Origin of the sequence: Mesorhizobium sp. Root552 (assembly GCF_001427285.1) — a bacterium.
Classification (GTDB): domain Bacteria; phylum Pseudomonadota; class Alphaproteobacteria; order Rhizobiales; family Rhizobiaceae; genus Mesorhizobium.
Map to the genome: position 1 here is coordinate 2,222 of NZ_LMFV01000062.1, position 20,975 is coordinate 23,196.

Below are 20,975 nucleotides of genomic sequence, written 5' to 3' on the forward strand. Positions count from 1 at the left end.
GCATGACGCGTTCGTCTCGTTCACGCTTCCATTCCTCGCGCTCGGCCGGAGATACGATGATGCGCCTGATCTCATGCACCTGTTTCAGTGGCTGGCCTGGAACACCCGCAATCTCGTTKACATTGGTCTCTTTCCAGCGGGCCCGGGCCTTCAGCCAGAAGATGGCGGCGGTAACAGCCTCGCGCCCTTCGCCGGTTGCCTTGCGATAAAGGTTCTCGGCAACCTTGGCATTGGCCTTGGCCCGGGCCTTCAGCCAGAAGATGGCGGCGGTAACAGCCTCGCGCCCTTCGCCGGTTGCCTTGCGATAAAGGTTCTCGGCAACCTTGGCATTGGCCTTSGTATGGCCATGGTCGAGYTCCTGCCGGTAATGGCGGCGTAAGGTCTTTGGATCGATGCCGATCAGGCCGGCAATTTCCGCCTCKGGAATGCCATARCCGGCCAGTGTCTCGACCTGACGCCGATGGTAAGCATCGGGCTGATGTCTCGGGCGCCCCATCAGTCTTTCCCCTTGGTACGATCTGCCTTGACCTGCGCAAAGGCGCGGCCATTGCCGTCCAGAATAGCGGCCCCGCCGGTAAATGCCTGCCAGCGCAGAATGGCCATGTCGACATAGGCGGGATTGAGCTCGATGGCATGGCAGGAGCGGCCGCTCATCTCGGCCGCAACGATGGTGGTGCCGGAGCCGCAGAATGGCTCATAGATGGCCTGTCCGGGTGAGGAGTTGTTCTCCATCGGGCGGGGCATGCACTCAACCGGCTTCTGCGTCGAATGGCCGGTTTCGTTACGGGCAGGCTTCGGGATCTGCCAGACCGTGGTCTGCCGGCGGTCACCAGCCCAGTGGCCTGTGCCGCTCTCGCGCACCGCATACCAGCACGGCTCATGCTGCCAGTGATAGTCGCCACGCGACAGCACCAGCTGGCCCTTGTCCCAGATGATCTGCGAGCGCAGCCGGAAGCCGGCGGCGGCAAGACTGTCGGCGACGGTCCCCGCATGCAGGCCTGCGACATCGCCACCAAACAGCGCCCATGCCTCACGCCAGTCCGCCCGGTCGTCGTTGAGCACCTTGCCGGTGGCAAGCTCGCCCCTGGCAGCCACACCAGCCCTCAGGCGCCACTCGGGGTCATAATCGACGCCATAGGGAGGATCGGTCACCATGAGGTTTGGCCTCACGCCACCCAGCACACGCTCTACGGCTTCGCGATCGGTACTGTCGCCGCAGAGAAGCCTGTGTTGGCCGAGCAGCCACAGATCGCCCTGGCGGCTGACGGCGACCTCGGGAACGTCCGGCACATCATCTGGATCGGTGAGCCCGGGCGTGCCCCGGTTCATCAAGCTGCTGATCTCCTCCTCGCCGAAGCCGGTGAGGGACAGGTCGAAGCCGAGGTCCTGCAGGTCGCCGAACTCAAGTGCCAAAAGCTCGGCATCCCAGTCGGCATTCATGGCCAGTCTGTTGTCGGCGATGACATAGGCCCGCTTCTGCGCCGCGCTCAGACCGGCAAGCTCGATCACCGGCACATCTGCCATCCCGAGTTTGCGGGCCGCCAGCAGCCGGCCGTGGCCGGCAATGACGCCGTTGTCGCCGTCAACCAGGATGGGGTTGGTCCATCCGAACTCCCGCATCGACGCCGCAATGTCCGCCACCTGCGCATCCGAATGCGTGCGGGCATTGCGCGCGTAGGGGATCAGGTCACAGGCAGGGCGGTAGTCGAGGGCAAGAGGGCAAGGATCGGCGGCTTCGTTCACTTTTAGAGGCGCGGGATCGCCGGGTGTCGTAGGCGGGATTTCGTCGGTGATGGTGCTGTCTTTATGCATTTTTCCCGCTCACTTTGGTTCATGCGGGAAGTATAGATGGCAGCTAACTTATTGCTATCCCAGCAGTTTTTCTCACCGCTTCGCTCGATTGCGCAAAGGTCGTCAATTAGCGCCCTTAAAATCAGGCCCATGACGGATATGACGTTTTGTCTGATTACCGCCGTTACGCGCGCGCGTGAACGGTGGATGGCATAACAGGCGTCATATCCGTCATGGAGCGCGCAACGTCTCAGTCGGGTCCGTTGACGGCGATGCCCTGGAACCCGCGACCAGTCATTTTTCGATTGGGCTGGAAACCTTTCGTCTCGAGGGTCTGGCTAAGGTGTTTTGCGGAGCCTATGAACTCGCCGGCCTCGTCGGCCCAGGCCTTCCACGATTCAAACAAGACGGTGCTGGAGGTCCATCGGCTCGGGTCACGCACGCAGCAGTCATCGATCCAGGCCGCGACGACGTCTTCGGCGTCGAGATAGGCAGCGGTCGCGTCCTGCACCGCCTTTGGTGGGATCAGCCCCTCCCGTTGCCAGTTCAGGCAGCCCTGGATCATCCAAGAAAAAATGCCCGGCCATTCGCCCTTCAGCTTGTCTGGCAGGTGAGGATCGCGTTCCTCTGGAGGAATAGTCACCCTAAAGGGCAGCAGATGGAGCCTGCGCCGGATGGCTTCGTCGACAGAGCGAAGCCCCGGCTTGTGGTTGCCGGCGATGACCAGTTTGAACTGTGGTGAGAATTCAAAATAGTCCTGGCGCATGAAACGCGCTGCAATCCTGTCGCCGCCCGTCAATGTCTTGATGCGGCTCTCCGCCCAGCGACGTCCTTCCTCCGTCTCGATTGCCGTCACCAGCCGCGCGCCGCGAAGGCCCGCCAAATCGGTTGGATGCCGCTCCGAAGATGATGCCGTGAACGTTTCGATCGCTGCGGTCCGATGGTAATCTTTTAGAATGCCCGCGACCGTATCGATCATCACCGACTTGCCGTTGGCACCACTGCCGAAAAGGAAAAACAGCGCATGTGCCGAGGTATCTCCGGTCAGCGTGTAGCCGAACATGCGTTGTACGAAGTGCTGGAGATCCCTGTCGCCAGCGGTAATACGATCGAGGAACGACAGCCAGCTGGGACAACTTCCTTCCGCCGAGGCTGCGGTAATTTTTGTACAGTAGTCTAGGGGGCTATGCGGGCGCGTTCCGCCGGTCCGCAGATCGACAATGCCGTCCGGCGTGTTGAGAAGCCAGGGGTCTGCGTCCCATTGATCGGCGTCCGCAGCCAGTCTGCGGTCGGACTTTGCCAATCTCTCAACGGCGGCCACGGTCCTAGCATTGGCAATGGATGAGGCAATCTTGCCATCATTGCACTCGGAAGCTGCCTGCCTGCAAATGGCTCGTACCTGGTCATAGGCGAACAGCGTTTCGTCAATCTGCCACCACTTTCCAGTCCAGCGCAGCCATTTACTCCACGCCGCGACGTAGCGCAGGTCATCTCGATGCTGATCCGCAAATTGCAGAGCGAGTGCGTCGTCAGAGAAGGCCGGCGGGCAGTTCTCCTCGGCAAGGGGGCCGGTGAGGGGTATCAGGTCGCCGGTCATGCAACGCGCCTCTCTGGAACCAGAATTGAGGGCGTCGGAACGGTGTCGATGAGCGACTTCAGCCTGCGGCCATGCAACATGTTGGCGGCAGCGATCGGACCCTGCAGGTCGCGCAGGATACGTGCCGCCTGACCGGCATCGACGATGGCGGCGCCGCGGCAGGCCGTCCTCAGCCACTCGAGCGCGGTTTCGTGAACGGCGAGGCTGCCGCCCATGAAATAGGTAGCCGGATTGAGCGCTGCGCAGAGCCCAAGCAGTGCGCATCTGCCGAACATCGTCGTGACCGCAGCCTTGTTGGCGAGCGGGATGGCGACGAGGTCGACGACCGTCTCGTCGTCGGCGCCAATTGCCTCGAACACCAAGGCCTCGTTGTCGTCCACGACCGAGAAGTCGAAGCGGGCGCCAGGATAGAGCGAGATCGATGTCACGACGATCCCGCCGATATGGCAGCCGACTACCCTGAGGTCGATGCCCAGCGCCCTCACAATCGCCAAAGTCTCGACCAGGCGTGCATCGGCGAGTTCATGCAATTCGCAGCGCGCGGCAAGGAGGACATGTTCTATCATGCTGATCCTCCCATCCTGCGAACAAGTCTTGCGATCAGTTATCCGGCTAGCCTGAAAAAATCCGGTCATCGCGTCCTCCCCGCAAGGAAGGCATGTTCAGCAATCACCAGTGCCAGGTCGGCAGAGATGGCATAGCGGGACAGAAGAAGATGAAGTTGAAGGTTGAGGGGGTTTGGAGTAGAAGTTTCGACGTCATCTTTGCTCACCGGCATCTTGACAGCGGCCCGGCCAGCGCCTGCCAGCGCTCGCGGGCCAACTCTTTTTGATTTCATGATGATCACTCCCACGAACCAAGGATCGAGGAGTGGGTTTCAGCGCGACGGCGGCGTTCGTAGGCCTCCACATCCGTCAAGGCGTAGACGATCTTGCCGCCAAGCTTGTGGTAATGCGGGCCAGTCTTCAACCAGCGCCAGCGTTCCAACGTGCGCGGGCTCAGGCGCCAGCGGCGGGCAAGTTCCTGTTGGTTGAGGTAGATGGGAAAGGTCTCTGCCATGTTGGGCTCCTGAGCCGGCTTTTCGCAGTTGCGCCGATGCACCCGCTAAAGCGTTGTCGATGGCAGGAATTGTCAGGTTTGCGCGGGTTTGCAGATATGCTCAGCTGGAAGAAAGGCGTGACAGGGATGCACCAAATTATGCAACCTTTTCAAGGAAATGGCCAAGTGTCACGACAATGTCACTTAATTTACGTGACAGTCACGTTTCACTTCTTCTTGAGAATCAGGTCAGGATTAAGTCGATAGCCGGTCCAGTTTTGGCTCTCGAGGATCCTATCACCTTCGACCGAATACCCCACGCAACCCACAAACTGTTTCTCGAGCGACTGTCTTATGCGCTTAACATGCTGACGAAGGTTTTGCTCCGAGATCGACATTTTGGTCGTGATGCACCGTGTAGGGGTAAAGCGGTACTCCGTTTTCGCCAGTCCTTCCTCTCGGTCTATCAAAAATTGTTCAGCGAGCAGCATGAATAGCTCACACCTTCGGCCCTCGAGAACTGGTCCATCAGCGAACAAGATGCGGTGAATCTGCTCTTCGATTTCGAGGGCGATCGGCCTCGGTTGTGCCATCATAGTCGCAGGTTGCCCTGTCTCATCTGGCAATGACGGCGGCCATAGAGTTCGGATCCCCGAACTTGGAAGCATTATCTCGGTGTATGCCGCTCTAAGCGAGTCATGAAGAAAGCAAAGGTAATCCTGGCCGCTGCGGCTTGCAGCAAGCTCCAGGGCGGCCCATTGATGTTGGGGTACGATCACATGATCACCAGCATCATCGAAGGCTGCCGCTGAGATGTCTCCTTGGCCCAGATGCCGCCAGAGTGTCTCTCGTGCGCTTTTGATGGACATGAGCATGGGGAGATGCCAGGCGTCGGAACCGACGGCCTCCAGTCCGCAAAGGTGTGAGAGGCTCAGCGGTCCGAGCGTTACCAGCTCTTCGCCAGATATCTCGTAGGGGCCGTCTCCGTCGAGAAATCGTCGATTAAACGAAGTCCATTCCCAGCAGTCGGATCGATAAGCATCCATCGCCTCGCGCACGCAACTGATGTCGCGCCAGGCGATCCATGACACCGCCATCGCCAATGTCCAATGGGACAGGCCCATCGGATCGCAACTTCCTTCCGGCGGTCTCGACGCAATGGGCAAAAGTCCCCATTTTGATGCCAGTTGCTCGATTTCGCCGGAGGCCAGCAGCCCATTCGCGGCAAGCCCGATCAAATGTGTCCGTAACGCCTGAATGGATGCAGAGGGAACCGCTTCTGTATAATTTTTTCGCTCAATCTTCGCCGCCAGCCAGGGGTCGAACTCGTTTTGCCTCACAAAGGGCGTACGCCCAACCAGGCCGTCCCAATACCCGCCGTGCCGGTGCACGATCTGGTCTTCCAGGAAGGCTCGTTCGGGGAAATACACCGAGCCCCAGGAATCTTGGGGAATGGCAGAATTCTCGGAAGCACCAGCTACCCTCACCAACGCGCTCAGCGAGCCCGTTGCGAAAGCGTTCCTGAACTCATCCAACAGCGAATTGGTCACCTTATCCAAGGAAGCTTTGCTCGGGCCTACAATCTGCGGTGGGCACTCCTTGTAGGTGATCATGTCGTGAAGTTCGGCCACAGGGTCGTGGCCAAACCAGAGGCCCAAAACAAACGAATCATACGCCGCACGCAGAGAAATGCAGCCTTCGGGAATCAGGTCCGGCATGAGCAATGGTACCGTACGCAATAGTGCGCAGCATTGCAGTTTTCTGCGCGCCAATCCACGGCAATTCGACGTCAGGTGGTGCGACCAGTTCGAGACAGCTAGATCTTGGCTAGCGAGATCCGGAATACAACTGATTTGTCTGGCCCAAACCCAATCTCACCAAATCTCATGACCGCGGCCGAACGCTTGGTCGAAATCGCGACGATATTGAGCGCCGGATTGATCCGGCTACGTGCACGACAGTCAAGCAGACTATCTGCTCAAAGGGAGAATAGTTGCGTCGACTACACGCTCGACGAATGCCGTCATGCAACTCCAAGCGACCGGAGAACAGCATGACGATCACCGATCCAATTCCCGCACGTCTGATGGCGCTGAAGGCGGCCTCGACCCCAGACCTGAAGAACCAGTGGCGCGAGTTGTTCGATACCGAGCCACCGGCCTTCAATCGCCGTTTTCTGGAAAGCCGGCTGGCATACCGCATCCAGGAACTGGCCTATGGCGGATTAAAGCCGGAAACCATCGAGCGGCTGGAAGTTTTGGGCGAGCAGCTTGATGGCGGCAACATGGTGGTGCGCCGCCATCGCGCCGATGACCGGCCGATTGTCGGAACAAGGTTGATCCGCGAGTGGCAGGGTGTCGAGCACACCGTCACCGTGCTGGCCGATGGTTATGAATGGCAGGGACGGCCCTACAAGAGCCTGTCCTCGGTTGCCCGCGCTATTACCGGCACGCGCTGGAATGGCTGGATCTTCTTTGGCCTGAAAAACCATCGGAGCCGGACATGACCAAGCCTACCATCCGCAAGCTGCGCTGCGCCGTCTACACCCGAAAATCCTCCGAGGAAGGGCTGGAGCAGGAGTTCAACAGCCTGCATGCGCAGCGCGAGGCGTGCGAATCCTATATTGCCAGCCAACGCGCCGAGGGCTGGGTTCTGGTCCGCGATCAGTATGATGATGGCGGCATCTCCGGTGGTACGCTGGAGCGGCCGGCGTTGAAACAGCTGCTGGCCGATATCGAGGACGGCCTCGTCGACGTGGTGGTCGTCTACAAGATCGACCGCCTGTCGCGTTCGCTGATGGATTTCTCGAAGCTGGTGGAAATATTCGACAGGAATGGCGTCACCTTCGTTTCCGTGACGCAGTCGTTCAATACCACCACCTCGATGGGACGGCTGACGCTTAACATCCTGCTCTCCTTCGCCCAGTTTGAGCGGGAGGTGACGGCCGAGCGCATCCGCGACAAGATCCGGGCGTCTCGGCAGAAGGGCATGTGGATGGGCGGTATCGTTCCGCTTGGCTACAGGGTCGACAACCGCAAGCTGGTGATCGAGGAAACCGAAGCCGCCACGGTGCGGATGATCTTCGAGCGGTTCGTTTCCATCGGCTCGGCCACGGTGCTGGCGAAAACCCTTGCAGCCGAAAATGTGCGCACGCGCAGCGGTAAGCTGATCGACAAGGGCTTTCTCTACAAGCTTTTGAACAACCGGATCTATATTGGTGAGGCGGTGCACAAGGGCGAAAGCTATCCCGGCGAGCATAGGCCGATCATCGATCATGTGCTGTGGGACAAGGTGCACGCCATCCTTCTGGAGAGCCCCCGCAAGCGCGCCAGCAATACGCGGGCGCAGACACCGGCCTTGTTGAAGGGCCTGATCTTCGGCCCTGATGGCGCAGCTTTCTCGCCGACCCACACCCGGAAGGGCACAAAGCTTTATCGCTACTATGTCAGCCAGTCGGTCCTGAAACGTGGTGCCGACGCGTGTCCCATCGCTCGCGTGCCGGCTGCCGAAGTGGAGATGGCTGTCCTCGATCAGTTGCGCGGACTTCTACGTGTGCCGGAAATCATCATCGGCACTTGGCGCGCGGCCCGGCCCGAAATTGACGGTTTGCCGGAGGCGGAAGTTCGCGAGGCGCTGGAGCGTCTCGATCCGATCTGGAACGAACTGTTCCCGGCCGAGCAGGCCCGCATCGTGCAGCTGCTGGTCGAGCGGGTGGACCTCTCCACCGACGGCCTTGCCATCCGCCTGCGCACGCAGGGTCTGGCCAGCCTTGTTGCGGAATTGCAAGAGCGAGAGCGAATAAGGGATGCAGCCTGATGCCAAGGGCTTTTGCCAGCGCTCATTCCCTTGTTGCTGAAGTCCGAGGCTCCACGTCGACTGGAACTCTCTGTCTCGGCTCATCGGTGATCTCGGCGTCCACCACCTGTAGCGCCGTCACAAAAGCGCGACGAGCGGCCATGGCTGGAATGAAGCCGTCAAGAGCGTCCCGGCATGCCTGAAAGGCGTGACGCCAGGAACTGTCACGTTTTGGCCAGTCGTCGTTCAGGCACTCCAGCGCTTCGAACGCATTGTCGACGCGACGAGGGGTCGCGCCAGGAAAGGTGATCCAGAGTGGTGGAAAAGACCGGGCACCCATTGCTGCACTCCATTCAAAATGTGCGGATCGCGATGACGGTCTCAGGCATTATGACATCCAGGCAACATTTGCCGGCGGCGGCGGTACACGCCGCGCTTCGGAGGTGCAGATGGTGGTGCCGTGAAAATCCGTCAACGACGCCCGCTTAACCCATCTCCGATATCGGTTCACAAGCCATGGAATTCAAGGATGAGTGCAAGATGATGGAGACGATGGATATCAATAGCGATGTCCCGGTGATCACGGTCACAATTGCGATGAGGTTCAAGGCGCGCGGCGGCCGCAAGCAGATTGTCCTGCCAGATGGTATTTCATCATGGGCGCCGCCACGCCCCCGCATCGACAACACGATGGTGAAAGCCATTGCCCGGGGCTTTCGCTGGCGCAAGCTGCTGGAAACTGGCGTTCATGCTACCGTCGAGGACATTGCCGCTGCCGAGAAGATCAACGCATCTTATGTCAGCCGCGTCCTGCGCCTCACGCTGCTGGCGCCGGCAATCGTCGAGGCCATTCTCGACGGCAGACAGGGGCCGGAGATCACGCTGGCCAAGTTGATGAAGCCGTTTCCGGTGGAGTGGGAGAGGCAGAAGGAGCACTTTACAGCCACGCCCCCGTGCTCGTAACTGGTTCAACGATGCCGCAGGGAGGGTGGTGTGAGACTGGCAATCTGGACATCGATCGCGATGCTTGCCTTCGCTGCCAATTCGGTCTTGGCGAGATTAGCGCTTTCCAAGGGTGGCATCGACCCATGGGCCTATACCGGGACCCGGCTCGTTTCCGGAGCGATCATGCTGGCGATGATCATGCAGTGGAAAGCGCAGAAGGCGGGCTCAGGCAAGCTCGGGCGCGTCAGCGGATCGATGGGCGGTAGCTGGTCGGGGGCGCTGGCCCTGTTGCTCTATGCCACAACCTTCTCGATTGCCTATGTGATGATTGCAACGGCACCTGGTGCTCTCATTCTCTTCGCGAGCGTCCAGATCGGAATGCTTGTCTGGGCGGTGATCAAGGGGGATCGGCCGGCACCATTGGAGTGGACGGGGATTGTCGTTGCATTCGGTGCGCTGGTTTATCTTGTTTCACCAGGTCTGGTCGCGCCGTCACCCACCGGTTCGGTCCTGATGGCGATTGCAGGTGTCTCCTGGGCCGCCTATTCCCTTGTCGGGCGAGGCTCACAATCGCCACTGGCCGATACCGCCGGCAATTTCATGCGCTGCACGCCGGTGGGTCTTGTTCTGATCGTCGCCGGGATATTTCGGTTAAAGCCAGGGCTTGAAGGCGTTGTCTACGCGCTGATCTCGGGCGTGGTGGCTTCCGGTCTGGGCTATTTCGTCTGGTACAGCGTCCTGCCGAGCTTGTCGCGGGCACGTGGCGCCTTCGTGCAGTTGACCGTGCCGGCCATTGCCGCTGTCGGAGGGGTCGTCTTCCTGGGGGAGGCGCTGACTGGCCGTCTGATCGTTGCGACGGCCGGCATCATTGGCGGTGTCGCCCTAGCGCTCGCCGCCTCGCAACGGCGAAAATCCCCGCAAGGCGAGCCCACGAGATGAACGCCCTGCGAGGTAAAGGCCGGTGAAGCCGCTTCCGGTCGAGTGGGAGAGGCAGCGCTGGTAGAGCCGGGCCAATCTCACATTTATCGACAAGGCGGGATTGACCTCTTTGGCTGGCAAGTAATGGTTGCGAAACGCCGCATCTTCGGCAAATTTGATCTTTGGGGAAATTCTCGCGGAAGAAACCTTGTTTCTGATTCAGGAGCGTAAATGCTAACTGATGCGAGGGGTCGAGAAGTCGCGTCGTAACGTTTCTGTTGAAACATCCCGTCGCGGCGGTGAGGGGCGCGATGGATAAATATACGCTCAGCGAGCGCGACATCTGCACAAAATTCATCACACCTGCGCTGCGCAACGCAGGGTGGGACGAGATGGTGCAAATCCGTGAAGAATTCAGCTTCACCAAGGGGCGCATCATCGTGCGTGGCAAACTCGTCACGCGCGGACAGGCCAAGCGCGCCGACTATATTCTCTACTATAAGCCGAACCTGCCGATCGCGTTGATCGAGGCGAAGGACAACAACCACAGCGTTGGTGACGGTATGCAGCAGGCGCTCGGTTATGCCGAGACGCTTGATATTCCTTTCGTGTTCTCCTCCAACGGCGACGGCTTCCTGTTCCATGACCGGACGGGCGCGAGTAATCCGCGTGAGATCAATCTCCGGCTTAACGCTTTTCCTTCGCCTGCCGATCTGTGGGCGCGTTACCGCGCTTGGAAAAGCCTCGATGATGAAGCCGAGCAGATCGTTCTTGAGGACTACTATGATGACGGTAGCGGCAAGAGCCCGCGCTATTATCAGGTAAACGCCATCAACGCCGCAATCGAGGCCATCGCCAAAGGTCGCGATCGCGTTCTGCTGGTCATGGCGACGGGCACCGGCAAGACCTACACCGCTTTCCAGATCATCTGGCGGCTTTGGAAGGCTGGCCGCAAGAAGCGCATTCTGTTTTTGGCCGATCGCAACGTTCTGATCGACCAGACGATGGTGAATGATTTTCGCCCCTTCGGTGCGGCGATGGCCAAGCTCTCAACCAACGCCAAGACAATCGAACGCCAGGACGGCAGCAAGGTCGATCTGGCGCTGGCACTCGACCGGAAGCGGCGGATCGACACAGCCTTCGAGGTCTATCTGGGGCTTTACCAAGCGATCACCGGCCCGGAGGAGCGCCAGAAGCTCTATCGCGAATTCTCACCCGGGTTCTTTGACCTGATCGTCATCGACGAATGCCATCGCGGCAGCGCGGCGGAGGATTCGGCATGGCGGGAAATCCTGGACTATTTTTCCTCGGCCACACAGATCGGCCTGACCGCGACGCCGAAGGAAACCGAATACGTCTCCAATATCGCCTATTTCGGCGAGCCGGTTTACTCGTATTCGCTGCGTCAGGGCATCAGCGACGGTTTTCTGGCGCCCTACAAGGTCATCAAGGTTCACATCGACCGCGACGTGTCAGGCTATCGACCGGAGAAGGGTCAACTCGATCGCGATGGTGAGGAGGTCGAGGACCGCATCTACAACGCCAAGGATTTCGATCGCACGTTGGTGATCGATGACCGCACCAAGCTGGTGGCGCAGAAAGTCACGGAATTTCTGAAACAAAGCGGCGATCGCTTTCAGAAGACCATCGTGTTCTGCGTCGATCAGGAACATGCAGCCCGTATGCGCCAGGCTCTCATCAACGAAAATGCAGACCTGGTTGCAGAAAACCACCGCTACGTGATGCGCATTACCGGCGGCGATGCAGAAGGCCAAGCGGAACTCGGCAACTTCATCGACCCGGAATCCAGATATCCGGTGCTCGTCACCACCTCGCGCCTGCTTTCCACCGGCGTCGATGCGCAGACCTGCCGCCTGATCGTGCTCGACCGCGAAGTCGGTTCCATGACCGAGTTCAAGCAGATCGTGGGACGCGGCACCCGCGTTCATGAAGACACCAGCAAGTATTATTTCACGCTGATGGATTTTCGTGGCGCCAGCAGCCATTTCGCCGATCCCGATTTCGACGGCGAACCGGTTCAGATCTCTACACCCGGATCAGGTGAACCAATTTTACCGCCGGAGCCGTCCGAGGGGAGTGACGATCCGTCATCTGGGCTCGACGGGGACGAAACAGTCCTCATCAACCCCGTCGATCCATCAGGTCCAACCGGCGGTGGTGAGCGTCAGCGCAAGATTTATGTCGACGGTATCGGCGCGACCATTGTGGCGGAACGGGTCGAATATCTCGATGAGAGCGGTAAACTTGTCACTGAGAGTTTGCGCGACTTCACCAAGAAGGCGCTGCAGAAGCGTTTCGCCAGCCTCGACGATTTCCTCAAGCGCTGGAAGTCGGCCGAGCGCAAGCAGGCGATCATCGAGGAATTGGCAGCAGAAGGGTTGCCGCTCGACCTCATCTCCAAGGAACTCGGCAAAAACCTTGACCCATTCGATCTGATTTGCCACGTCGCCTTCGACAGAAAGCCGCTGACGCGCCGGGAGCGGGCCGAGAACGTCAGAAAGCGTGATGTGTTCACAAAATATGGACCACAAGCCCGAGCGGTGCTTGATGCCCTTCTGGCAAAATACGCCGACGATGGCGTGCTCAATCTGGATGATACCAACGTGCTGAAGGTCACGCCTTTCACCGCGATGGGCAGCGTCGTGCAACTCATCAAGGCGTTCGGCGGCAAGCAGGGTTTTGAACAAGCCGTCCGCGAAATGCAGAACGCGATATATCAGGAGATCGCATAGCCGATGATCGTCCGCACCACCGTCAAATCCATTCAGGACATCATGCGCCAGGACGTGGGCGTGGATGGCGACGCGCAGCGCATCAGCCAGCTTACCTGGCTTTTCTTCCTCAAAATCATCGACGACCAGGATCAGGAACTTGAACTGACCAAGGATAACTACCGCTCGCCGATCCCCGAAAAACTCCAGTGGCGCAACTGGGCCGCTGACCCGGAGGGCATCACCGGGCAAACCCTTCTCGATTTCGTCAACGATGAACTGTTCCCTGCGCTCAAGGATCTAAAACTCACTGGCAAGCCCGGCGATCGCCGCCGCGTCGTGCGCGATGTGTTCGAAGATGCCTACAACTATATGAAATCCGGCCAGTTGCTGCGCCAGGTGGTCAACAAGATCAATGAGGTTGATTTCAACAATCTCGACGAGCGGCGACATTTTGGCGAGTTCTACGAGCAACTGCTCAACGATCTGCAATCGGCCGGCAATGCCGGCGAATATTATACGCCGCGCGCCGTCACCGCCTTCATGGTCGATCGGATCGACCCTCATCCGGGCGAAATCCTGTTCGATCCTGCCTGCGGCACGGGCGGCTTTCTCACCTGCGCCATCCGCCATATGGAAAAGGAATACGTTCGCACGCCGAAGCAACGTGAGACGATGCAAGGCGCATTGCTCGCAGTGGAGAAGAAGCAGCTCCCGCACATGTTGTGCGTCACCAACATGCTGCTGCACGGCATCGAGGACCCGAGCTTCGTCAAGCACGACAACACGCTGGCCCGGCCGTTGATTTCATGGAGCAAGGACGAGCGCGTCGATATCGTCGTCACCAATCCGCCCTTCGGAGGGCGCGAGGAAGATGGCATTGAGAGCAACTTCCCAGCACATTTCCGTACCAAGGAAACCGCCGATCTTTTTCTGGCTCTGATCATCCGGCTGCTCAAGAAGGACGGCCGTGCCGCGGTGGTGCTGCCGGACGGCACGCTATTCGGCGAGGGCGTCAAAACGCGGCTCAAGGAGCATCTGATGGAGGAGTGCAACCTCCACACCATCGTCCGCCTGCCCAATTCGGTGTTCAAGCCCTATGCTTCGATCGGCACCAATCTGCTGTTTTTCGAGAAGGGCACGCCGACACAGGACATCTGGTTCTACGAGCACCGGGTGCCGGAGGGCCAGAAAGCCTATTCGATGACCAGGCCAATCCGGCTGGAGCATTTCCAAGGCTGTATCGACTGGTGGGGCGGTAAGGAGCGCAAGGGTCGCGAGGAAGGCCCGCAGGCATGGCGCGTCACCGCCGAGGAGGTGAAGGCACTCGGCTATAACCTTGATATCAAGAATCCGCATATGGTCGCCGAGGATCATGGCGACCCGGAAACGTTGCTGGCCGATTTGGCAAAAGCCGAGGCCGAGACAGCGGCCTATCGCGACCAGTTGAAGGCGATCCTCGCCGCGGCCCTTCTTCGATGAGTGGCGGCCCGATGAACACGGAACGACTGCTGGCGCATTACGAGAAGATCGCCGATGCGCCCGACGCGATTGCGCGGCTGCGTCGATTCATTCTCGATCTGGCCGTGCGCGGCAAGCTAGTGCCGCAGGATGCGGGCCGAGATCGACGTGATCTGGGACCGGCTGCAACCTGCGGTCGAAGACGCGCGCGCGGCGCTGAACGCCGCCCTTGCCGGCCACGCCCAGCCCTTCAAGGTCGAATCCGGCGGCCGCGCCGGCGCAAGGATCGACTTCACCGCGACGGGCGAGGTGAAGCTCCCCTCTGGTGAGCTGGCCCCGGCGAACGGCTTCATGGAATGGGAAATCCCGCGCGAGTCCCCCTCTGGCTGGCCCGCCGCCGCGCAAGAATCCCTCGCCGCCTTCTGGGAGGCCCGCATCAGTCGGCAACGCGAAATCGACGCCTCGATCGCCGCCAAGGCCGATTTCGAATATCTCTACGACAAGCCCTTCGACGACAAATCCAGGGTCCGCGTCGCCGGCCCCTTCACCGTCGAAAGCCTGTCGCCGCACCGCACCCTTGCCGTCGATTGGGATGACGAGCTGATCGACACCTTTGAAGCCGCCGAGGGCAGGCGCCGCGCCGCCGAGACCCCGCGCGACTTTTCCGACTTTGCCCATATGATCCTGGAGAACCTGAAAGCCGCCGGCGTGCAGCAGGCGCATAAGGAGGACCGGATCACCTTCACCAGCCTGCACGGCTGGCCCGGCAACTGGATCGCCGCCGAGGGAACCTTCATGGAAGGCGAGGTCCAGCGCCGCGCCGGCGTGTTCATCGGCCCCGAATTCGGCACCGTCTCGCGCCCCGATCTGGTCGCCGCCGCGCGCGAGGCTGGGGACGCCGGTTTCGACGTGCTGATATGCTGCGCCTTCAACTACGACGCCCACAGTTCCGAGTTCGACAAGCTGGGCCGCATCCGCGTGCTGAAGGCCCGGATGAACCCAGACCTGCACATGGGCGGGGAGTTGAAATCCACCGGCGCCGGCAACCTGTTCGTGATCTTTGGCGAGCCGGATATCCGCATCACCGACGCAGGCGACGGCATGATGCAGGTCCAGGTCTTCGGCGTGGACGTGTTCAAACCCCAGACCGGCGAGGTGCAAAGCGAAGGCACCGACGGCATCGCCCTGTGGATGCTCGACACCGATTACAACGAGGAGTCGTTCTTCGTCCGCCACGCCTATTTCCTTGGCGCCAACGACCCCTACAAGGCGCTGAAGACCACGCTGAAGGCCGAGATCGACGAGGAGGCCTGGGAGAGCCTCTATTCCGACACCTCGCGTCCGTTCGAGAAGCCGAAATCGGGGCGTATCGCGGTGAAGGTGATCAACCATCTCGGGGACGAGGTGATGAAGGTATTTGCGGTATGATCGAGTTCCGCATCGCCGACACCTTCACCGACAGCCTCGGCCGTCTGACGGCGCAGGAGCAGAAGGCGGCCAAGACCACCGCTTTCGATCTGCAGCTGGACCCGAGTTCGAACGGGCTGTCGTTCCACAAGCTGGACCGGGCCAAGGACACGAACTTCTGGTCGGTGCGGGTGAATGCCGACATCCGGCTCATCGTCCACCGCACGGCCGCCAGGATCCTGCTGGTTTACGTCGACCACCACGACGACGCCTACAAATGGGCGGAACGGCGCAAGATCGAACGCCACCCGACGACCGGCGCCATGCAGCTGGTCGAGGTGCGTGAACGGGTCGAAGAGGTGGAGATCTTCAAACCGAAGGAGGTGGTGGCCACACCGCCGCCCTCCGCCAAGCCAGCTCCCCTCCTGTTCGACAACCTGCGCAAGTTCGAACTGATGGCCTTCGGCGTGCCCGAGGAATGGGTGAACGATGTCCGGGCAGCAACCGAGGACACGCTGTTCGACATCATCGGGCACCTGCCGCAGGAGGCGCAGGAGGCGCTGCTGAAACTGGCCGTGGGCGAGAAACCGCAGCCGCCCGAGCCTGCGCCGGTCGAAGCCGATCCCTTCGCACATCCCGACGCCCAGCGGCGCTTCCGCGTGCTGACCAATGCCGAAGAACTGAAGCAGGCACTGGATTATCCGTGGGACAAGTGGGCGGTGTTCCTGCACCCCGCCCAGGCCGATATGGTAGAGCGCTCCTTCTCCGGCCCGGCCCGGGTTTCCGGTTCGGCCGGCACGGGCAAGACCATCGTCGCCCTGCACCGCGCCGTGCATCTGGCCCGTGTGAACCCACAGGCGACCGTCCTGCTGACGACCTTCTCGAAGGCTCTGGCCAACTCGCTGCGCCACAAGCTGGCCAGCCTGGCGGGAAACGAACCGCAGGTCTCTTCCAGGATCGTCGTGAAGGCGATCTCCGCTGTTGGCTATGACCTCTACACGGAACGCTTCGGTCAGCCCCAGATCGTGCCGGCCTCGCTGATCAAGTCTCTGATTGCCAAGGCAGCGACCGAGGTCGAAGGCCACCGCTTCTCGACGCAGTTCCTGATCGGGGAATGGAACGATGTCGTCGATGCCTGGCAGCTGCGGTCATGGGAAGATTATCGTGACGTGTCGCGGCTGGGGCGCAAGACGCGGATCGGCGGCAAACAACGTGAAACCCTCTGGGCAATCTACGAGCGCGTCAGAAACGGCCTGGCGGAGCGAGGTCAGTTGACCTGGTCCGATGTCTTCGGGCGCCTGGCAGACAGCATGACCAACGGTGGCGCCCGGCCTTACGACTTCGCGGTGATCGACGAGGCGCAGGATCTGGGGGTTGCAGAAGCCAGGTTCTTCGCCGCTCTGGCAGCCGGGCGCAGCGACGGGCTTTTCTTCGCGGGTGACTTGGGCCAGCGCATCTTTCAGCAACCATTCTCATGGAAGGCGCTGGGGCTCGACGTTCGCGGCCGGTCGTTCACCCTGCGCATCAATTACCGCACGTCGCACCAGATCCGCCTGCATGCGGACCGGCTTCTGCCGTCAACCGTTTCGGATGTGGACGGCAATACCGAGGGTCGGCGTGGCACGGTGTCCATGTTTGACGGACCGCCACCCCTGGTCATGGCCTGCAGTGACGCCGACCACGAATGCGCCTCGGTAGCTGCCTGGATCTCGGACCGCCTGAAGGAGGGCTGCTCGCCTCGCGAAGTCGGTGTCTTCGTCCGGTCCGATGCGGAACTCAAGCGCGCCCGCGCTGCCGTGAAAGCCGCGGGTGTTCGCGCTGTTGAGCTAAGCGAAAAGGTCGAGGTTGAGGACGGCGCGGTCGCCATCAGCACGATGCACTTTGCCAAGGGTCTGGAGTTCCGGTCGGTGGTCGTGATGGCCTGCGACGATGAGGTGATTCCGCAGTCCGAGCGGATCGAGGCGGTCGCTGACGATGCCGATCTCGAAGAGGTCTACAACACCGAAAGGCACCTGCTCTACGTGGCTTGCACCCGGGCCAGAGACCACCTTCTGGTCACAGGTATTGATCCGGTCTCCGAGTTCGTCGACGACTTCCTCAAGGGGAACTGACCGAAGCAGGGCAGCACTGACTCGGGATCGCCTGCGCGAGCGGCGCCATGGTCTGCGGCCAGAGCGCCGTCGCCTCGATGCTATGCGGAGCGGACGTCCTCGACCCCGATCACCCTGTTGGTCGGAACCATTTGACGATCTTTGCGATGCTCTCGCCGAACATGGCGATGCCGACGGCGATGCCGAGAATGCCGACGATGATCCATTTGACGAATGCGGACACGGTGCTGATCGAGCGGACCAGGCGAATGCCGTCATCGAGCGTCTTGACCTCGTCGGGGCGCAGGGCAAGCAGGAAGGCTTTCGTTTCCTCGGGCAGGTCCTCGAAGCGTTTCGGTGCCTGGTCAGTCATCGGGATGCCTCCGCAATCCGGACATGATGCTCTTGGCGGTGTGGCCACCCATGTAGAGGCCAGTGAACACGCCGGTCAGGGTCATGAGGATGGTGAGATCGACGGCTTCGATTGCAGCGCCGAACGCTGCATTGGCGAGCGGGCGCAGGATCAGGGCGTAGAGCCAGACGAAGGCGAGCAGCCACATCCATCCGGGCCGCCAGCCCCAGGTCCAGAGCGGGCCGCCCTTGTCGAGTTCGGCCCTCAGCGTCTCGTTCATCAGGCGCTGGCTTTCGACATGCTGAATGAGAATGTCGGCGGCTTCCGGCTCGGCGGCGACGATGGCGTCCTGCAGTTCATCTATCGGTAGGTTGGGCAATCTGTCAGGCGACACCCCAGCCTTTTCGGCGATGATGTCGATCACCTTGCCGGCGATCTCGCCGCCGGCAGCGCCGAGCCTGTCGCCAAGAATCTTCCTGATGACGGGGACGGCAAGATCGCCGGCCGCCGTGAGCAGGATGGATGCAAGCGTGCTCATGTCAGCCTCCGAACATGGATGCAGCGACCGCGACCAGCATCAGGACGATGATGGCAAGGATCGCGGCGGCGGGCAGGTCGCGCCTTCCGGCGCCGGGTGCGATGTCGATGGGTGCAGGCGCGGGCGTCGGTGTCGGCGGCGTCACTGGAACAGGTACGGGTTTCTGGTTGGCCGGCGACCGCGACGCGGCGGCATCATAGCCTGCGCCCGCCAGTGCCTTCTCGAACGCGCGCGCATGGTTGGCGATCAGCGCCGCGCGGTCGATGCCATTCACGACCCGTCGCGCGTTCACGAAGTCCTTCTTCGTGCCGGAAACGTAGTCTGGTAGTTTCCTGCCGGTGAAGGTGCCGAGCATCATGCCGTCGATCAGGATCGTGGTCGCATGATCGATCCGGGCGGCCAGTGCCGGATTGCCGACGAGATCGACGCTCAGCCGCTTCGCCCAATCGGTATAGTTGCGCCGGCCGGTGATCTGGACGAAGCCACGTCCCTTGAACCGAACCCCATCGCCCGGCTGCGTGTTGCCCAACGTCGCCCGCCCTTCATAGGCAGCGCCCGACGCGTATTCCTCCATGGTGCGGAAGCGGTCGCTTTCATGATAGGCAGTGGCGAGAATGTAGGCGGCCTGCGCCAGTTCGATGCGCTTTGCGTCGAGCCGCGCCAGGATTGCTTCCAGCCGATCCACCTGCGCTTGCGTGAGCGATGTGCCAAAGACGCCGGAATCACGACGCCGCAGCGCCGCGTAGAAACGCGAACGGTCCATGGTCTTTCTCCCTGTATGAGATGTTCCGGGCTGGGCGACGTCACCATTCACGGCCAGCGCTTCAACCGCGCAGACGGAGGAGATGTCGACGGGCAGTGCTGGCGATCAGGTCGCCACGCCGGATTCGCACAGCATGGTGATGAAGCGACTGCGCCGCTCCATGTCGGCGGATGTGCGAATGTTGTAGATTGTGCCGGAGCGTGTCTCGATCAGCCGCCATGCGGCATTGATGGTTGCGGTCTCGGCATCGTAACGCACGATGATCAGGGCTGGCTGGACGCTTTGCAGGCGCGCGGCAATGACGGTCTCGCCACCCTTGGAGAGCAGGATGCAGGCGTTGCGCTCGAACTGGGGGACCCATTGACCGACAACACCACCATAGCCGTCATCGATTTCCTCGCGCTTTTCCAGGCTGACATGGTCACGCAGATCGTTGGCGGTGATCCTGGCCATCAGAGCGGACTTTTTCGGTAGGGCGCGATCAGCGCGTGAACGGTGCGCTCGATGGCGCTGTCGATTTCGGTGTCAGCGCCATCGAACAGGCGCTGGACGATCAGCAGGATGGCCTGCCGGATGGGCTCAGGCACGTCGGCCGCCGCGCCATAGCCGGCGGTGAAGGTGACGGAGACGGCGTCAGTGCGACGGAAGCTGGCCGGCCAGGATTGCCCCGGCCGCAGGGCGACATGGGCACCGCGCGCGTCGGCAAACAGATCGTAGAGGCCGGGATCCAGCACCTGCTGCACATTGCCGGCGTCGAAATAGCTGACGCTGACGATGGCGATCACCGGCGAGACCGGCAGAGGCAGGCGATCGGCAAAGCGGCCAAACTCCTGCTGCCAGGTCTGTGTGATCAGCGCCCGACCGAGAAGACCGGCATAGCCGTCAAGCCATGCGGTCGCCGCCTTGATCTGGGCGGTGATCAGATCGTCCTGGTCGTCGTGTTCGACACGCAGATGGGCTTTAGCCTCGCTGAGCGACACCGGCATGTTGGCCGGGGCGACGGTGCGAACGGGTGCGAGCACGTTTTGAGGTCCGTATAAGAAAGAGAAACGACCAGCCGTTCAGGCGAGTGATGGGCCGATCGCTTCAATGATGTCAGGACACCGGCGCGTCGTGGGGATGGCCGAGCGCAAAGACCGCACCGGCGGCAATGGACGTGCCGGAGGTCTTGGTGATGACGGCGCGGATATAGCGCTTCGTGCCCTTGTAGCCCTGCTTGTAGACCGTGTTGGCCGCAAGCTCTGCCGGCAGAGATCCAAGCAGATCGCCGGCCGCCACATCGGTAAAATCGCCATCGTTGGTCGTGTTGCTCTCCTGGATGGCAATAACGAAGAGGCCGTCACCGGCAATCGCGCCGGTATTGATGATCAGGGTCGCGGAGTTGAAGCCTTGCAGATCGGCATGGCTGCCCTTGGTGGTGGCCGTGACCACAGCAGGAACCAGCGATGCAACGAGGCCGAGGCCGGAGATACCGTCTTTCATGACAGAAGTCCTTTCGATGAATGGGAATGGTGAAGAGACGGGCTGCCGAAGCCACCCGTCTTGATG

Annotated in this window: 22 protein-coding genes; 8 read left to right on the forward strand and 14 right to left on the reverse strand. The window is 60.9% G+C overall.

What is annotated here, in order from left to right; genetic code table 11:
- From ASD50_RS20875 to ASD50_RS20900, 7 genes are all read right to left on the reverse strand, one after another.
- Window positions 1–496, reverse strand: a 496-nt coding sequence (locus ASD50_RS20875; RefSeq protein ID WP_200952442.1) for a hypothetical protein, incomplete at its 3' end; no start/stop codon positions are given.
- Window positions 496–1,812: a site-specific DNA-methyltransferase gene (locus ASD50_RS20880; protein WP_082549776.1), complete on the reverse strand. Its 1,317-nt coding sequence runs from the start codon at window positions 1,810–1,812 to the stop codon at window positions 496–498. The genes ASD50_RS20880 and ASD50_RS20875, both read right to left, overlap by 1 nt.
- A 229-nt stretch (window positions 1,813–2,041) precedes the next feature.
- Window positions 2,042–3,388 carry a phage/plasmid primase, P4 family gene (locus ASD50_RS20885; protein ID WP_056245885.1) on the reverse strand — a complete coding sequence of 449 codons (1,347 nt, stop codon included), beginning with the start codon at window positions 3,386–3,388 and terminating at the stop codon, window positions 2,042–2,044.
- Window positions 3,385–3,954, reverse strand: a complete 570-nt coding sequence (locus tag ASD50_RS23450) for a hypothetical protein (RefSeq protein ID WP_056245887.1) — start codon at window positions 3,952–3,954, stop codon at window positions 3,385–3,387. Before ASD50_RS23450 ends, ASD50_RS20885 begins: the two co-directional genes overlap by 4 nt.
- 65 nt (window positions 3,955–4,019) lie before the next feature.
- On the reverse strand, window positions 4,020–4,226 hold the full coding sequence (locus tag ASD50_RS23330) for a hypothetical protein (RefSeq protein ID WP_156465207.1): 207 nt from the start codon (window positions 4,224–4,226) through the stop codon (window positions 4,020–4,022).
- Between the two features lie 5 nt (window positions 4,227–4,231).
- On the reverse strand, window positions 4,232–4,447 hold the full coding sequence (locus tag ASD50_RS20895) for a helix-turn-helix transcriptional regulator (protein WP_056246320.1): 216 nt from the start codon (window positions 4,445–4,447) through the stop codon (window positions 4,232–4,234).
- A gap of 206 nt (window positions 4,448–4,653) precedes the next feature.
- Complete coding sequence (locus tag ASD50_RS20900; protein ID WP_056245890.1) at window positions 4,654–6,144, reverse strand: hypothetical protein; 1,491 nt, start codon at window positions 6,142–6,144, stop codon at window positions 4,654–4,656.
- 335 nt (window positions 6,145–6,479) lie between these two features.
- Here ASD50_RS20900 and ASD50_RS20905 point away from each other — a divergent pair, with 335 nt between their 5' ends.
- Both ASD50_RS20905 and ASD50_RS20910 read left to right on the forward strand, forming a co-directional pair.
- Window positions 6,480–6,932: a DUF2924 domain-containing protein gene (locus ASD50_RS20905; RefSeq protein WP_056245895.1), complete on the forward strand. Its 453-nt coding sequence runs from the start codon at window positions 6,480–6,482 to the stop codon at window positions 6,930–6,932.
- On the forward strand, window positions 6,929–8,242 hold the full coding sequence (locus ASD50_RS20910) for a recombinase family protein (RefSeq protein WP_056245897.1): 1,314 nt from the start codon (window positions 6,929–6,931) through the stop codon (window positions 8,240–8,242). The genes ASD50_RS20905 and ASD50_RS20910 overlap by 4 nt, the downstream gene beginning before the upstream one ends.
- A gap of 22 nt (window positions 8,243–8,264) precedes the next feature.
- Here the strand turns inward: ASD50_RS20910 and ASD50_RS20915 are convergent, their stop codons facing one another.
- Entirely contained in the window at window positions 8,265–8,561 is a 297-nt protein-coding gene (locus ASD50_RS20915) for a DUF982 domain-containing protein (RefSeq protein WP_056245900.1), read from the reverse strand.
- A 200-nt stretch (window positions 8,562–8,761) separates the two neighbouring features.
- Here ASD50_RS20915 and ASD50_RS20920 point away from each other — a divergent pair, with 200 nt between their 5' ends.
- The 6 genes from ASD50_RS20920 (at window position 8,762) to ASD50_RS20945 (ending at window position 17,795) form a co-directional block, all read left to right on the forward strand.
- Entirely contained in the window at window positions 8,762–9,184 is a 423-nt protein-coding gene (locus tag ASD50_RS20920) for a hypothetical protein (RefSeq protein ID WP_244484604.1), read from the forward strand.
- A gap of 30 nt (window positions 9,185–9,214) precedes the next feature.
- The gene (locus tag ASD50_RS20925) at window positions 9,215–10,105 is read left to right on the forward strand and encodes a DMT family transporter (RefSeq protein WP_056245903.1); all 891 of its coding nucleotides are present in this window, start codon (window positions 9,215–9,217) and stop codon (window positions 10,103–10,105) included.
- Between the two features lie 290 nt (window positions 10,106–10,395).
- On the forward strand, window positions 10,396–12,837 hold the full coding sequence (hsdR, locus tag ASD50_RS20930; RefSeq protein WP_056246325.1) for an EcoAI/FtnUII family type I restriction enzme subunit R: 2,442 nt from the start codon (window positions 10,396–10,398) through the stop codon (window positions 12,835–12,837).
- Between the two features lie 3 nt (window positions 12,838–12,840).
- Window positions 12,841–14,298 (forward strand): type I restriction-modification system subunit M, encoded by a 1,458-nt coding sequence (locus ASD50_RS20935; RefSeq protein WP_056245910.1) that lies wholly within the window; start codon window positions 12,841–12,843, stop codon window positions 14,296–14,298.
- Window positions 14,299–14,427: 129 nt separating this feature from the next.
- Window positions 14,428–15,705, forward strand: a complete 1,278-nt coding sequence (locus ASD50_RS24035) for a hypothetical protein (protein WP_244484605.1) — start codon at window positions 14,428–14,430, stop codon at window positions 15,703–15,705.
- Window positions 15,702–17,795: a 3'-5' exonuclease gene (locus tag ASD50_RS20945; protein ID WP_244484606.1), complete on the forward strand. Its 2,094-nt coding sequence runs from the start codon at window positions 15,702–15,704 to the stop codon at window positions 17,793–17,795. Before ASD50_RS24035 ends, ASD50_RS20945 begins: the two co-directional genes overlap by 4 nt.
- A 109-nt stretch (window positions 17,796–17,904) precedes the next feature.
- Here ASD50_RS20945 and ASD50_RS20950 read toward each other — a convergent pair whose 3' ends face one another.
- The 6 genes from ASD50_RS20950 to ASD50_RS20975 all read right to left on the reverse strand — a co-directional run bounded on the left by ASD50_RS20950 (window position 17,905) and on the right by ASD50_RS20975 (window position 20,909).
- Window positions 17,905–18,147, reverse strand: a complete 243-nt coding sequence (locus ASD50_RS20950) for a hypothetical protein (RefSeq protein ID WP_056245913.1) — start codon at window positions 18,145–18,147, stop codon at window positions 17,905–17,907.
- Entirely contained in the window at window positions 18,140–18,664 is a 525-nt protein-coding gene (locus ASD50_RS20955) for a 3TM-type holin (RefSeq protein WP_056245917.1), read from the reverse strand. Before ASD50_RS20955 ends, ASD50_RS20950 begins: the two co-directional genes overlap by 8 nt.
- A 1-nt stretch (window position 18,665) precedes the next feature.
- Entirely contained in the window at window positions 18,666–19,427 is a 762-nt protein-coding gene (locus ASD50_RS20960; protein WP_056245921.1) for a hypothetical protein, read from the reverse strand.
- A 105-nt stretch (window positions 19,428–19,532) separates the two neighbouring features.
- On the reverse strand, window positions 19,533–19,880 hold the full coding sequence (locus tag ASD50_RS20965) for a phage head closure protein (RefSeq protein ID WP_056245924.1): 348 nt from the start codon (window positions 19,878–19,880) through the stop codon (window positions 19,533–19,535).
- Window positions 19,880–20,449 carry a head-tail connector protein gene (locus tag ASD50_RS20970; protein WP_056245927.1) on the reverse strand — a complete coding sequence of 190 codons (570 nt, stop codon included), beginning with the start codon at window positions 20,447–20,449 and terminating at the stop codon, window positions 19,880–19,882. Before ASD50_RS20970 ends, ASD50_RS20965 begins: the two co-directional genes overlap by 1 nt.
- Window positions 20,450–20,522: 73 nt before the next feature.
- Window positions 20,523–20,909, reverse strand: a complete 387-nt coding sequence (locus ASD50_RS20975; protein WP_056245931.1) for a hypothetical protein — start codon at window positions 20,907–20,909, stop codon at window positions 20,523–20,525.
- Window positions 20,910–20,975: the final 66 nt, after the last annotated feature.

What these genes read in the sequence shown, in the direction of transcription:
- ASD50_RS20900 (WP_056245890.1), bottom strand. Translation starts at nt 6,144, where the DNA reads ATGCCGGACCTGATTCCCGAAGGCTGCATTTCTCTGCGTGCGGCGTAT.
- ASD50_RS20945 (WP_244484606.1), top strand. Translation starts at nt 15,702, where the DNA reads ATGATCGAGTTCCGCATCGCCGACACCTTCACCGACAGCCTCGGCCGT.
- ASD50_RS23330 (WP_156465207.1), bottom strand. Translation starts at nt 4,226, where the DNA reads ATGAAATCAAAAAGAGTTGGCCCGCGAGCGCTGGCAGGCGCTGGCCGG.
- ASD50_RS20960 (WP_056245921.1), bottom strand. Translation starts at nt 19,427, where the DNA reads ATGGACCGTTCGCGTTTCTACGCGGCGCTGCGGCGTCGTGATTCCGGC.
- ASD50_RS20880 (WP_082549776.1), bottom strand. Translation starts at nt 1,812, where the DNA reads ATGCATAAAGACAGCACCATCACCGACGAAATCCCGCCTACGACACCC.
- ASD50_RS20910 (WP_056245897.1), top strand. Translation starts at nt 6,929, where the DNA reads ATGACCAAGCCTACCATCCGCAAGCTGCGCTGCGCCGTCTACACCCGA.
- ASD50_RS20905 (WP_056245895.1), top strand. Translation starts at nt 6,480, where the DNA reads ATGACGATCACCGATCCAATTCCCGCACGTCTGATGGCGCTGAAGGCG.
- ASD50_RS20975 (WP_056245931.1), bottom strand. Translation starts at nt 20,909, where the DNA reads ATGAAAGACGGTATCTCCGGCCTCGGCCTCGTTGCATCGCTGGTTCCT.
- ASD50_RS23450 (WP_056245887.1), bottom strand. Translation starts at nt 3,954, where the DNA reads ATGATAGAACATGTCCTCCTTGCCGCGCGCTGCGAATTGCATGAACTC.
- ASD50_RS20935 (WP_056245910.1), top strand. Translation starts at nt 12,841, where the DNA reads ATGATCGTCCGCACCACCGTCAAATCCATTCAGGACATCATGCGCCAG.
- ASD50_RS20965 (WP_056245924.1), bottom strand. Translation starts at nt 19,880, where the DNA reads ATGGCCAGGATCACCGCCAACGATCTGCGTGACCATGTCAGCCTGGAA.
- hsdR (WP_056246325.1), top strand. Translation starts at nt 10,396, where the DNA reads ATGGATAAATATACGCTCAGCGAGCGCGACATCTGCACAAAATTCATC.
- ASD50_RS20920 (WP_244484604.1), top strand. Translation starts at nt 8,762, where the DNA reads ATGATGGAGACGATGGATATCAATAGCGATGTCCCGGTGATCACGGTC.
- ASD50_RS24035 (WP_244484605.1), top strand. Translation starts at nt 14,428, where the DNA reads ATGCGGGCCGAGATCGACGTGATCTGGGACCGGCTGCAACCTGCGGTC.
- ASD50_RS20950 (WP_056245913.1), bottom strand. Translation starts at nt 18,147, where the DNA reads ATGACTGACCAGGCACCGAAACGCTTCGAGGACCTGCCCGAGGAAACG.
- ASD50_RS20895 (WP_056246320.1), bottom strand. Translation starts at nt 4,447, where the DNA reads ATGGCAGAGACCTTTCCCATCTACCTCAACCAACAGGAACTTGCCCGC.
- ASD50_RS20885 (WP_056245885.1), bottom strand. Translation starts at nt 3,388, where the DNA reads ATGACCGGCGACCTGATACCCCTCACCGGCCCCCTTGCCGAGGAGAAC.
- ASD50_RS20955 (WP_056245917.1), bottom strand. Translation starts at nt 18,664, where the DNA reads ATGAGCACGCTTGCATCCATCCTGCTCACGGCGGCCGGCGATCTTGCC.
- ASD50_RS20915 (WP_056245900.1), bottom strand. Translation starts at nt 8,561, where the DNA reads ATGGGTGCCCGGTCTTTTCCACCACTCTGGATCACCTTTCCTGGCGCG.